The 13,998-nt window shown below is 28.3% G+C and carries 10 protein-coding genes and 1 riboswitch; of the genes, 5 read left to right on the top strand and 5 right to left on the bottom strand.

The genetic code is table 11. The features are described from left to right. Window positions 1–133: 133 nt before the first annotated feature. The 3 genes from L1S46_RS23970 to nrdJ all read right to left on the bottom strand — a co-directional run bounded on the left by L1S46_RS23970 (window position 134) and on the right by nrdJ (window position 5,559). Window positions 134–1,501, bottom strand: a complete 1,368-nt coding sequence (locus L1S46_RS23970) for an MATE family efflux transporter (protein WP_012058731.1) — start codon at window positions 1,499–1,501, stop codon at window positions 134–136. A 97-nt stretch (window positions 1,502–1,598) separates the two neighbouring features. Continuing rightward, on the bottom strand, window positions 1,599–3,131 hold the full coding sequence (locus L1S46_RS23965) for a sigma-54-dependent transcriptional regulator (protein WP_077829786.1): 1,533 nt from the start codon (window positions 3,129–3,131) through the stop codon (window positions 1,599–1,601). A gap of 334 nt (window positions 3,132–3,465) precedes the next feature. Then, entirely contained in the window at window positions 3,466–5,559 is a 2,094-nt protein-coding gene (gene nrdJ / locus L1S46_RS23960; protein WP_238901181.1) for a ribonucleoside-triphosphate reductase, adenosylcobalamin-dependent, read from the bottom strand. Between the two features lie 514 nt (window positions 5,560–6,073). On the opposite strand from nrdJ, the gene L1S46_RS23955 reads away from it, so the two are divergent. The 5 genes from L1S46_RS23955 (at window position 6,074) to L1S46_RS23935 (ending at window position 12,276) form a co-directional block, all read left to right on the top strand. Then, a complete protein-coding gene (locus L1S46_RS23955; protein WP_238901180.1) occupies window positions 6,074–6,922 on the top strand; it encodes a 4Fe-4S binding protein in 849 nt (282 codons plus the stop codon). Between the two features lie 159 nt (window positions 6,923–7,081). Continuing rightward, a complete protein-coding gene (locus tag L1S46_RS23950; protein WP_238901179.1) occupies window positions 7,082–7,867 on the top strand; it encodes an HAD family hydrolase in 786 nt (261 codons plus the stop codon). A 329-nt stretch (window positions 7,868–8,196) separates the two neighbouring features. After that, window positions 8,197–8,772: a 3D domain-containing protein gene (locus L1S46_RS23945; RefSeq protein WP_236898120.1), complete on the top strand. Its 576-nt coding sequence runs from the start codon at window positions 8,197–8,199 to the stop codon at window positions 8,770–8,772. Window positions 8,773–9,232: 460 nt separating this feature from the next. Beyond that, window positions 9,233–9,493, top strand: coding sequence for a DUF2935 domain-containing protein (locus L1S46_RS23940; RefSeq protein WP_143765764.1), 261 nt, complete (start codon window positions 9,233–9,235; stop codon window positions 9,491–9,493). Window positions 9,494–9,810: 317 nt separating this feature from the next. Further along, complete coding sequence (locus L1S46_RS23935; protein ID WP_238901178.1) at window positions 9,811–12,276, top strand: sensor domain-containing phosphodiesterase; 2,466 nt, start codon at window positions 9,811–9,813, stop codon at window positions 12,274–12,276. 97 nt (window positions 12,277–12,373) lie between these two features. Here L1S46_RS23935 and L1S46_RS23930 read toward each other — a convergent pair whose 3' ends face one another. Both L1S46_RS23930 and L1S46_RS23925 read right to left on the bottom strand, forming a co-directional pair. Continuing rightward, window positions 12,374–12,976, bottom strand: a complete 603-nt coding sequence (locus L1S46_RS23930; protein ID WP_238901177.1) for a hypothetical protein — start codon at window positions 12,974–12,976, stop codon at window positions 12,374–12,376. Window positions 12,977–13,144: 168 nt separating this feature from the next. Then, window positions 13,145–13,747: a trimeric intracellular cation channel family protein gene (locus tag L1S46_RS23925; protein ID WP_236898112.1), complete on the bottom strand. Its 603-nt coding sequence runs from the start codon at window positions 13,745–13,747 to the stop codon at window positions 13,145–13,147. 148 nt (window positions 13,748–13,895) lie between these two features. Next, window positions 13,896–13,982, bottom strand: a riboswitch (glycine riboswitch). Window positions 13,983–13,998 lie beyond the last annotated feature (16 nt).

The following is a 13,998-nucleotide window of genomic DNA, read 5'->3' as shown; positions in this document are numbered from 1 at the left end:
TCCACATGAAAAAATGCACCTCCAAATATTAAATATGATTATATCATATGTCTAACATTTGGGGTGCACTTCAGATCTCTAAGACTATTTTAATGCCTTCTTTTAATTGATTTTTTAAGGTGAAATTTTAGCTTTAAACTTGAAATTTCTTCTCAGCTTTGTCGTAATCTTTTAATAAATGATTCTTCCTTTTAAATATGAAGTAATATGGAACTTCATAAGCTAACATGAATATCCATCCTATGAGGCTTGCATAGGCCATACTTATCATCCCTACATGAGAAACTAATATAAAAACGAATATTACTCTAAAGGATATTTGGATAAGTGTAGAGATTAATGTAATTTTCATGTTTCCCATGCCTCTGAAGAAACCTTGAATACCATTTGTAAATGCAGGAAATAAATAAAAAAATGCCATAAGTCCTAAGTAACTCACACCTAAGTCAACCATGTTATTATCATTAGAAGAGACAAATAATTTCATTATGGGTGTCTTAAAAATTAATACAACCAAGCAGATTATTATCCAATAGCAAAACTCTATGAATAAGCCAACTCTAAATCCAGCTTTAATACGATTTTTATTATTTGCACCACGATTTTGAGCAACAAAAGTCATCATTCCATGAGATATACTTTGTTGTGGAGTGAAAGCAAAATCATCAACTCTGTTTACAGCATTAAAGGCTGCTATTGTAGCTACCCCTAATGGATTGATAGCACCTTGAATTAACAATTTGCCGATTGGCTGACAAGATTGCTGCAAAGCTGTTATTGATCCATGCTGGAGAGTTTGTTTTAAAAGCGTTTTATCTAATTTTATATCCTTTTTAGATAGTCTTAACAATGGTACTTTTTTATATATGTAAATTATACAAAATAGAGCGGAGCAAGCTTCAGCAATAGTTGTGGCTAGTCCAGCTCCAAGTACTCCCATATTAAAGCCTCCTATAAAAATAAAGTCAAGACATCCATTTAAAATAGATGCTATAGCTAAAAATCTTATTGGTGTTTTTGAATCCCCAACACTTCTCATTGCTGCAGATACTGCATTATATAGATATGTAAAAGGCATTGCGGCAAATATTATTCTTAGGTAGAGTGTTGCAGATTCGAGAATTTCATTTGGAACTCCAAGGAGGATTAATATATTCTTAGAGAGGATTAAGCCTAATATTACAATTATTAGAGAAAAAAAACATCCGAATATTAAAGTTGTCGAAATCTCTTTTTTTAATTCTTCATATTTCCCAGCTCCAAAAAATTCACTCATAAGAACTGATGCTCCAATACATATACCTGTTATTCCTAAAATTACAATATTCATTACAGGATTAGCCGTTCCAACAGCTGCCAAAGCATCTGTACCAGAAAATCTTCCTACTATGATCGAATCTACGGCATTATAAGTAAGTTGGAGCAGATTTCCGAGTATTAATGGAATAGAAAAGCTTATAAGATGCTTATGTATATTCCCTTTGGTCATATCTTTAGTCATAATTTTCACTTCCTTAATATTTCTTCATTAGGTTATTATACTAAAGGTTAGATTACGTCTTCAACAAACTAATTAGAGAAAATGTTTCATTTTGAAATCATTTTAACTTTCTCCATAATGTACTATGACTAATTTTCAATCTTTTCTCAACTTTGACCTGATTCATTCCTTCTTCCTCCATTACATGCTTTATAATACGAGTTTCTATTTCTTTTAAGCTTCCATTTAAATTAATAGGGATTAGAGAAGCATTTTTGTGATTTTCAAATTCTACTTTTAAGGCTGTTTTTACTTCATCAACATTAATATAAGAGCCATTACATTTAAGTGCTAATTGGTTTACAACTCTCATAAATTGTCGTATATTTTCAGGCCAATCGTATTCAGATAGTAATTTTATACCACCTTCTTTTATACCTACAACCTGACTTGCACATCTTAAATCTAGTTTTGAAAGATACATACTTACCATATTGCTGATTTCATTACTGTAATTTTTTAAAGGATTTAATTCAATTCTAACTTCATCAATTATTGAACGGAGTTGTCTAAGTAAATTTCCATTGCTAACACAGAGTTCAACAGGGAATTCGCAAGATGCAATTATTTTTATATCATTAGTTCTAGATAATTTTTTTAAAATATTAGCAATCTTTTTTTGTCCTTCTGTATATAACGTATCAATATCCTCCAGAAATAATGTGCCTCCTTCGTTTTTAAATTTATTAATTATGATTTTATATAGAAAGTCGTAGTTGTAATATTCAGGAATAGAGTGACAGCTTATACATATTAAGCTTTTTCTTTTTTGAGGACCATAGTAAGTGCATAAATATCCGATATCATTTTTACACATTCCATCTTGGCCAGTAATAATTGTTGGAAGTGGTGTGTTACTTAGATATGATATTTGAGAAAGAATTGTTTGAGGAAATACTGTATGTACAAAGCTTGGTGATATTTCATCTGGATTTAATATTTTTATAAAATCATCAATATTACTTTTTTCTCTTTTTTCATAATATGTACATTCAACTGCTTCAGATTTTAAATCTTTATTATTAGAAAGAGCGTTGCATAAGCGTATAGCTTCATCAATAGCGCTTTTTACAGCTTCAATTCCACTTGTAATAAGTATACTATTAATTCCAAACTCTTGCGCTGTTTCATATACCATATTATCACCAATAACGAGTTCATAGTTTTCTTGTTTTAGTTCTTTAATTAAGTCTCGAATATCTTTATGTTCAAAATAACACTTTGATTCGATTGAATAACCTAAAAGTTCACTTAGCTGTTTAAATGATTTAAATATATTTGGATAAGATAAGAATATTTTTTTTCCTTTATATCCTTCAGATAATTTTAAAATTCTAAGTATATCAAAGGCATTAATATGAATTTCAACAATAGGAGTTTGAGTAATTTGCCTGCAAACTTCAGCAGTACCACCCCTTGTTATAATTACATCATATTTTTGGTTTATATTTACTTGTTTCAGAATTTTTGGTCCTTGTTCATAATTCCCTTGATATACATCAATTTGGAAATCCTTATATTCAGATGAAACTGACATTGCGATTTCTTTTAAGCCAAAGTAGGGCGCTAAAAAAAGTATTTTTGCTTTCATAATTTTATTTACTCCATTAATTAATTTATTATACTATTATATCAAATATATAAATCAATTAATTAATTACATATATTATCTATATTTAAAAGTATGGAGATCCAGACACTTAATTGCAACATATATATGGAGTAAATATGTATTCAATTTTCGCTGATATACATATAAGTCTGGCTCTCATTATAGAACCCTATAATATATTGACACCTAAAAAGGCAGTTATCTATAAAATAAAAGTTTGTGTTTATAATTGAAAGAAGCCAGTGTTTTTACAGCACTGGCTTCTTTCAATTACTTAGTAGTTTCTTTTAATATAATAATATAAAATATTATATTATCTTACTGGACAAACTCCATTTGCGCACTCTTTATCAATTATTTCATGTTCGTTATCATCATCAAGTTCGGCTAATAATTCATAATCTATAGGTTTAACATTTTTTATACGTTCCTCATAATCTTCCTTTGTTGTAGATTCATAAGGTAAAAGAGGGTAAGTTTCGTCTGTTAGAGGAAGGAAAGTTATACCAACCACATAGTCAAAATTCTCATAGAGCCAATTGGCAACATCATCCCACTCATTTTCTCTTACATGTACGGTAATTGAAGTATTGTGATCAGTCCAATTTATCATTGATAATTTATAAAGTTCAAGTTGTTCTATAGCTCCAACATCATATTTTGTTTTTCCGTAAGGAGCTTTGATTGGAAATTCTATAACTTTTGTTGTGCAATTTTCATCACTTTGACCATTTTCATTATAAATTGGATAGCATTTTAGCTTCTCTATCATTTTATATAGAGGATCAGATGTAGAGATTCTAACTCTTCTAATATAATAATTAGAATGTGAATAATGTATTCCTGAACTTACACATGGAAGTGTGGATAGAGATCCTTCAGGCTTAATTGTGGTCATAAGCTCAGGAATGGAAATTCCAAGTTCTGAGCAGTATTTAATACCTTCGCATCTAACTACATCTCGTAAACGCTTTAGCAATAAACCTAAATTTTTATAAGTCATGTTTGTTCTATTTACCATATCCATCATTCCAGTTAATGATATTCCAACGATTCTATCATTTTGCATGATTTTATTCCAATCTGGAAGTTCTACGTCTACTAGGGTCATTCTAATAGCTACTCTAGTAGATAGTTTTATTATTTTTTCTAATTTATCAATATCTAGATTATTATCTTCATTTACGAATGAGGCTAAATTGTTAGTTGATAGGTTGCAGCATTGATGTGAATTAAGCAAAATTTCTCCACATGGGTTACAACCTTTAAATGTACGTTTTCTTCTCATAGCTTCACTTCCATTAATAAAACCAGGTTCACCATTTATTTTTATGGATTCTAAAATTTTCTTTATTTTATTAAGCGATGGTTTTTCTTTATATAAAACAGAATTATTACTCATTTTCCTATGAGATACTTCTGAATTTTCAATCCAATTTCCATTGACTATTGTATATAGTTTACTTTTTGCATTTATAACATCTTCATCATTTTCATCGCAAATTATCATCATTGCACTACGCCTAACTCCACCAGAAACTACATTTTCACTTATTATAGTAGCTATATCAAGCACATCTATGGACCTTAAGCTTCCATTAACAAGATTACTGCAAACCTTATTTATTTTTTCAAACATTCTTTTTAATGATTTATGACCAGATGCTCTGCCACCAAACCTTTTTAATCTTTCACCCTCAGGCCTTACATAACTGTAATCAAATGTAATTTTCTTAATATTAATATATTCAGGACTTGTAATCAAATTAAAGTAAGTTTCTAGGGCATTACACCAGCCTTCTTTGCTGTCACCAATTTTAATCTTAGCGACTGATGGATCTCCATCGTCTAAAATAAGTTTGGTGTTTTCCATATATTCTTTTGGCATGAACTTATGAATATCTTCATTATATTCGCTGTCTAGATATATTCTCCTTATATTAGGCATTTTTGATATTAGAGATTTATCGATTCTAACACCGACACCTGAACCAATCATGAGAAGATAAAATATGTCTACAAAATCATGGAATTTTTCAACCATTGTAAATGCACAGTTATAATTTGAAAGTGGATATTCCTTTACTATATCAGTTCCACCCATATAAAGAGTTCTACCTGATGTAAAGGTCCTTAAATTGAATAAATTATCAAATAACAGTTCAGCTTCTTTTACTTCATCTTGTAAATTTATGCTTAATCCCTGTTTCTTTTTAAATTCTATGCCAAGTTCAATGTTATAATCTGTTGTTCTAAGAACTGTTTCAAACCAAGTTTCCCTTCGTTTTTTATTGTTTAAATATCTAGAATAAGTTCGTAAATAAACAAATTCACCGATATTGCTTAAAGGCGTATTCCTAATTTCTCTGTATTTGTTTAAAAATGATTCTGATAATAGTTCGCTCATATATATTCCTCCAGTTTTACTTAATAAGCTAATAATTTCTTTCTAATCCTTATATTCTTTTGAATTATAATATCTTCAAGTTTTATAATAACATTATTTTAAATCATTTTATGATAAAATACAATATGTTGTACTTATAAAAAGTATCTATACAATATATAGAGTTGTCCTATCCGCTATAATGATTGATTTTGACGAGTAATATGAAAATTTAATTAAGTATATTTAAAGAAGGACTTATAAAATAAAAATATGATTTTATAAAGAGATTATATGAGTAATTGCATAAACGTGATATCAATCACAGTTTTATATAATAAATCGTGATACTGTAATTTAGTAATATAAAATTTTAAGCGGCTTTATCTATAGATCTAAATATAAGCTATATGCAGTTACTTACAGGTATAACTGTAGGTTTTTTATTGCGCTCAAAAGTTTCATAATATGAATTATTACTTTTAGCTAAGATTAGCACATAGACCGCTTGCGCAGAAAGGATAGATAAAAAACAATGACTAAAAATGAGCTTGAATCATTAAAATTAGAAGGTTTCATGCAGCAACAAGATAAAGAATATTTTTCACTTAGAATATTGACAGATGCAGGAAATTTAAGTTCTAATGAAATGGTTTGTCTAGCAGAAATATCTGAATTATATGGAAATGGATACATGGGATTTACAACACGGCAATGTGTTGAAATACCTTGGATTAGAGAAGATTTGATTCCAGAGGTTAAGAAAAGGATATTAAACGCAGGAATCAAGACAGGAGGCACTGGTACAAGGGTTGTAGCTGTAGCTGCTTGCAAAGGAGCACTTTGTAGGTTCGGATTATTAGATTCACAAGAAATAGCTAAAAATCTCGATAGAAAGTTTTTAGGAATAGATCTTCCAGGTAAATTTAAAATTGGAGTAGCAGCATGTCCTAATAATTGTGTAAAAGCTCCAATCAGTGATTTGGGTTTTTTAGCTCAAAATGAGCCAAAGGTTGAGGCAGATATGTGCAAAGGATGTAAGATTTGCGAACGTACTTGTAAAGTTGACGCGATATCAATGGTACATAAAAAAGCAGTAATAGATTATGATAAATGCATTTCTTGTGGGCAATGTATCAAAGCATGTCCTTTTAAATCTATGAAGTTAGATAATGAAGGAGTTGCAGTATATTTAGGGGGTAAGTTTGGAAGAAATTTAAGAATAGGGAATCGTCTTAAAAAACTTTACAAGCCTGATGAATTGGAAGCTGTTACAGAAATGGTTATTGATTATTATAAAAATAATGCTAGCAAAGGTGAACGATTAGGAATGACAATAAGTAGATTAGGTTTTAATCATATAAAGAACGCATTAGATATATAGATGTCGATATAGTTAATTCTCATTTACTACTATTTTAACAATTATGTTATTGAAACATAATCAAATGAATTGACAATGATAAATAAATAAAATAAAATGATATTAAATGATAATAAAGTATAGTGAATGAGAATGAATTACTATGGGGGAGATGTAATCATGAAAAAAGCAGTTTTTTTTGACATAGATGGAACTTTAATGGACTGTTTAAATGGAATAACAGATATTAGGCCTAGGGTAAAAAAAACAATTCGCTCACTTCAAGCAAATGGAGATTATGTATTTATTGCAACAGGCAGACCATATGCCTTTTTAAATGAATCTTTATATAACTTTGGATTTGATGGATTTGTTCTTACTAATGGAGCATATGTGAAAGTTAAGGAAAAATGTATATATAAAGAATGCCTTAAATGGGATTCTATAAAAGAATTAGTGTATAATTTTGAGCAGCGTAATATTCAATACATTTTACAAGGAGAAACATATTCATACATTAAAGATGAATATAAAAAATTACATTCTTTCTATGATTCTTTTAGTATATCTAAAAAATATTTCCAATCTGAATATGATCTAGAAAAAGTAGAAACATACAAAATTGAGATGCTATATAATGATAAAAATGGAATGGATTATTGCTTGAATTTAGCGAATGAGGATTATGATTATATTCATAATATCGAAGAAAAATCTTTTGAACTATATTCAAAATCGAATACAAAGGCAACTGGAATATTAAGAGTATTGGACTTTTTAGATATTCCAATAGAAAATAGCTATGCCTTTGGAGATGGTAAGAATGATATAGAAATGTTATCTACAGTAGGATGCGGAATTGCTATGGGTAATGCCGAGGATTACGTTAAGGAACACGCTAAGAAAGTAACTGATACAGTACAAAATGATGGAGTAGCTTTAGGAATAGAGCGATTTATCTACTAAAATAGACTTGCATTTTATTTATTAAAATGCAAGTCTATTTTAGTATTATTTATATTAATCTAAAAAATCATATGATTTATTTAATGCACTTAAAGAGTACTAAAATTAAAATTTTTCAAATATTATTTACTGCCTATATTACCAAGAAATATGCGAGAATACGGCATATATAACCTTTTCATATGCAATTATGAAAATTATATCTATATGTAACAAAAATTACTTTTGTGTTTGATACATTCTTATCCTATAATAGGGCAATACCATATCGGTGGGGAAAGTAACCTATATTATTATTAGGTCACAAATAAAACACAAGGAGTGGTAATTTGATTAAATTAAAAATAAATGTTATAAAAACTTGTATATTTCTAGGAGTATGTTTGTTAGGATTTGAAACAAACTTTTTAGATCCGCAAACTAAAAATATTCAAATAAATAGAATTGTTACAGGTAGCTATAAAGAAGATTCTAATTTCCAAAAAGAAAGTGCCGATATTGAGAAATATGCAGAATCAGTAAAGAAATCAGATGAAGGTTCATCTGATTCAGTAAATGCATCATCGGTAAAAGAGCAAAAGCAAATAGGTAAACCTATTAAAGCAGAATTAACTGCATATAGTGATGATCCTAGATGTTCGGGAAAATGGAAGTCACAAACAGCAATGCAGACAACAACAAGAATAGGTGTTATTGCGGCCCCATCTAATATACCGCTTGGAAGCAAGATGTATATTCCGGAGTTGGAAAGTTATAAGCCTGATGGCATGTTTGATGTTGAAGATAGAGGTGGAGCAATTAAGGTAAAAAAAGATGGCACTTATGTAATAGATGTTTGGGTCCCGTCATATGAAGAGGCTAAACAATTTGGCAGAAAAACTACTACTATATATCTATTAGAATAAGAATAAGTATAAATTTAAAATTACTTTAATATCAGTGATTTTATTTACACAAATATCCTAAGGGAAGTTACATCTTTCAAGTTAAATATTTATAAAATTATATGTAATATTGTTAATATTCAATTGGATGAAACCCTTAGGAATTTTTATAAAAAATTATAATAATGATTTCATAATTATGACAGTAAATTTATTAGAAATAAATTTAGTGCCTTTTTCTTGCTTTAAAAAATGAATTGAACATTAATCAATAAGTAAGGGGTAAGACAATTTAATATAACTCAATAATAAATTAAATATATGGTATGGATTTATATCTAAATTAGAATGCATTACTTTCTATTTTTTTATTTGTTGAGTTATAAAGTAAATAATAATCTTTTTCAAAAATTCTATTAATGTATTAAACTTTATGCAGTTGCATAAGTTATTTAGAGAAAAAATATTTTGGAGGACTATTTTGTCATCTAGTAAGATTAGAGAAATGTCAATTTTTGAACATCGCTTTTGGCTACAAATATTAGGCGATCATTCACGATTTATTTTAAATGCATTGTCTCCAGAAGAAACTTGTTTTATAGATGAAGCAACTCAATTTATTAAGTTATTTGATTATCTTCTAGAAAAAGCTCGTCGACCAATTTCGTTAGAGAATATTCATGATTTAAACTACAAGGCATATTCTGCAGCGATGAAGATAAGTGAATTTGGTATGTATTAATTTAATTAAGATATAGGTGGAATGTTTGCTTATATCTTTTTGTTTTATAATAAATTTTGTATATTATAAAGATATGTTAATGGAAGCATAATGTAATATTTAATAGTACATAGTATACTAATAATATAATCAGAATAAGACTAACTTTCTCAAATTATTTAATATTATAAATAAATGTAATATTGTTGTATTAACTTTAATGATTTAAAACGAAAATTCTGCTAAATTATGTAGAAAAATAATGAATAAGACCTCGTTAAATGGTATAATTGAATATATGTGTATAAAAATCTAATATCAGATTATTGAGGTGAATTATGAAAACCTATAATGTTAAATATAGGGACTTTAAAACTTTACAATTATACGTAAATAGCAATGACATAATGAAATATAATAATATATTAGTACAAGTGTTTTCTGGGATATGCAATAAAGAGTTTATAAATGAAGTAATAAGAAATTTAAAATTATTAATTCCTCAATGCAAAATAGTCGGGGCTACGTCGTCAGGTGAAATACTAAATGGAGATATATTTGAACGGGAGTGCATAATCTCCATAAGTGTTTTTGAGAAAACCATAATTAAATCCATTTTAGTTAAGGATAATATATGTGATTTTAGTAAAGGTGTGAAAATAGCTAGTCTTCTAATTAGTACGGATACGAAGGTAATAATATCTTTTGGCGATTCAAGCATTATGGGCGAGGAACTTTTAAATGGGATAAATTCTGTAAATGATCATGTTCTGGTAGCTGGTGGAATTGCTGGAAAGAGCGATCCAGCGTATGAAACATATGTTTTTACAGAAGAGGGAGTAGAAAAAAATGCAGTAGCTGCAGTTGCTTTAAAAGGTGAATTTCTAAATGTAAATAACAGAAGTAGTTTTAATTGCATACCTATAGGGAAAGAACACGAGATAACATTGGTAGAAGATAACATAGTAAAAAAGATAGGAACTATATCAGTAAAAGAATTTTATAACAAGTATTTAGGTACTAACAATAATGATCAAATTCTACGTATGGGAAATAAGTTTCCATTAATGGTAAAAAGAAATAACAGATATTTTAGTACTCACATATTAAAATTCATAAATGCAGAAGAAGCACTTATATCTACAAAGCTGGATATTGGTGAAAAAATAAGGATTGGTTTTGGTGACTTAAGAGAAATTTTGCAAAGTGCAAAGGAAATGTATAGTGAGATTACAAGGTGCCCATGTGAGAGTTTATTAATATATTCATGTGATTCAAGAAAAAATATATTTAAGAAAGTAAATGCAAAGGAAATAATACCGTTTAAAGATTTATCTGTAGGTGGTTTTTATACTTTTGGTGAATTTAACAATGTCAATGATAAAAATATGTTTTACACAGAAACGATGACTGTATTAGCACTTTCAGAAGATGTCAATGCAAGAATTAAAATTATATCAGAAATTGACGATGAATATTCTTATTTCAATGAGGAGGATTCAGCATTATATAATCTTATAAAGAATACTGGGGAAGAATTAAATCAATTAAATATAAAATTAGAGGAAAAAATAAAAGAAAAAACAGATGAGTTAGAAAAACAATATTATACGGACAAGTTGACGGGGTTAGAAAATAGAAATAAACTAATTAATGATTTGTATATAGAAAAATACACTAAACTCACAATTGTTGATATAAGGTCTTTTAATGATATAAATGATTTTTATGGAAATACAATAGGAGATAAGGTGTTGAAAGATATTTCTAAGTTAATTAGCTGGTATTGTAAGGAGAATAAATTAAATTCATATAGAGTAAATTCAGATATATTTGCTATAGCAAGTAGTGATATATCAAAAGAAGATTTTATTGCAAGAATACAATTTTTACAAAATGAAATAAACAATCAATGTTTTGTTTACGAAGAAGGTAAAATTTTCTTGACAATTGTAATGGGAGTTGCATTAGAAGAAGAATTATTATTCGAGAAAGCAGAAATGGCTTTAAATTATGCAAAGAAAAATAAAGAATTATTTCAAATATATAGGGAAGATCTTAACATATATGAGGGAATCAAGGAAAATATAATATGGACTAAAAAAATTAAAGATGCTATAGCTGAAAATAGAATAGTTCCATTTTTTCAACCAATAGTTAATAATAGTTTAAAAACAATCGAGAAATGCGAAGCTTTAATTCGTATGATTGATGAAAATGGAAAAGTTATATCTCCATATTTTTTCTTGGATATAGCAAAAAAAGCTGGATTATATAAAGAACTAACGATAATAATGTTAGAAAAAACTTTTGAAGTTTTAAATAAAACTAATTATGAAATATCTATAAATCTTCTTCTTCAGGATATAATGAACAGCGAAATTAGAGCCCTAATCATAAAAAAATTAAAGAAGGTACGAAACCCTGAGAAGATTGTATTTGAAATAGTTGAATCAGAAGGTATAGAAAATTTTAATGAAGTTACTGAATTCATAAAAGAAATAAAAAAATATGGATCTAAAATTGCGATTGATGATTTTGGAACTGGTTATTCAAATTTCAATTATCTTATGAAATTAAATGTGGATTATATAAAGATTGATGGTTCGATTATTAAAAATGTTCATAAAGATAAGTCAGCAGAAATTGTTACAAAAACTATAGTATTATTTGCAAAAGAGCTAGGAATAGAGACTATTGCGGAATTTGTGTCTGAGGAGGAAATATACAATAAGATAAAAGCTTTAAATGTAGATTACTCTCAGGGATATTATTTTTCAGAACCAAAAGAAAATATAGGGTGATTTTTAGGCGCCCTATATTTAAGAGTGATTGACTTAATAATAATTAATAATACTTTTTGTAGTTGGGGAAATAATGTTTAATGAACTTATTTGGTTGTTAAACATTATTTGCCTTTTTTAACTTAGAAAAATAATATATTAAACATGTAATAAAGGCACATGTAATCTTTATCATAAGATCGGTTGCAGTATCTTCAAGACTTCCATTTGTCATGTCGGTTTTAAAAAAATAATCTGCTAAGAACTCATATATTTCCCATATGGTGCCTATTGCAATTGTAAAACAAAAAGCAAATACTAAGGTGAATTTAGAAAATTTTTTCTTGGTTGCATTTTTAGTTTTTTCTATAATTCCTTGTAAAAGATGTACTCCAATTATAACCCCATATGCACCAAATGTACCATGAAGAAATAAATCCCACCACCAGAACATACTATAGAACTTTAGAGTTTCTCCTAGATATAAAGTAGCAAATATAAATATTATTGATGCTGATAAAAAACTAGATGGAAGGGTTATTTTGTTAGAGTTAGCAACTTTAAGAACAATAAAAGGAATAAATATGCTTATAGCATCCCAGAGTAAAAAAAGTATATAACTCCACGGATTTGATGAGGCGGTCTTAATAGCTGTAATAATAATTAATATTTCAAATAATATTGCTAATATTACGCCAATTTTACTGCTTTTGTTAATCATTAAAATCAACCCCTTTCTAATGTATATACTTATAAATATTTATAGGGATTCTAAATCTAATGATATCTTTTCCTTTTGTATATAAAAATATGTACGTCTAAAAATAGGCTTGTCCTAGAGTAAAGTATTTTTTATGCTAATTTACTCTAGGATAATGACTTTCTATAATTAATTCTTATGAATTACAGGAAGATTTATTTTTTTCATATAACAAATCATTCTAATTGAAAAAATAACGATTAATGATATATGCTGAGATACATGAGTTCCTAAAAGTGGATATAGAAACCACAGTAAAAGTGAACCAAGAATACATGCAATGCAGTAAACATCAGTTTTGAAGATTTCAGGCTTTCTATTAGTAATTATATCTCTAAGTACGCCTCCACCAACTCCAGTAATGCTTGTAGCAAATAGAAATAGCATTAAATTATAGTCACTTTCAAGAGCTTTAATTCCAGAAGAGACAGAAAAAGCTGAGAGTCCTATTGCATCTATTGTCACAAACATATTATTATATTTTAGTTTTCCGCGAAGTATAACAGGAATTGTTGCACCTAAAATAATAAAAGGAATAGTTGTATAGTTTTCAAAAAATAATGGAATTCCAACATTCGTTACAATATCACGCAGAACTCCTCCTCCCATAGCTGTGACGGTAGCGAGAATATATATACCGAATAAGTCGAATTTTTCCTCGATTGCAACATGAGCCCCAGATGCTGCAAATGCAAATATGCCTAGATACTCCAATATATTAATATCATTCATAAATCAAACACCTCTTTCAATTAAATTTTATGCATAAAAATAGACGAATTGCATAAACAATTCGCCCCTGTTATTTTACCTGAAAGATTCTCTTTTAATAGTTAACTAAAAGATTGCTTCTTGGGTGTCATAAGACTTTCCAGAGTTTCGTCAGAATTCGGTCCTTTTGCCTGAGAGTTTGTTGCGATTTCACCTTCGGCTCTACATTGCTTGTAGCATCTCCCAAATTCGTCACACGATTACTATAATTA

Source organism: Clostridium sp. YIM B02500 (genome assembly GCF_022324665.1).
Taxonomy (GTDB): domain Bacteria; phylum Bacillota; class Clostridia; order Clostridiales; family Clostridiaceae; genus Clostridium; species Clostridium beijerinckii.
Note: the sequence above shows the minus strand (reverse complement) of the source record. Positions and strands in the feature narration are given on the sequence as shown.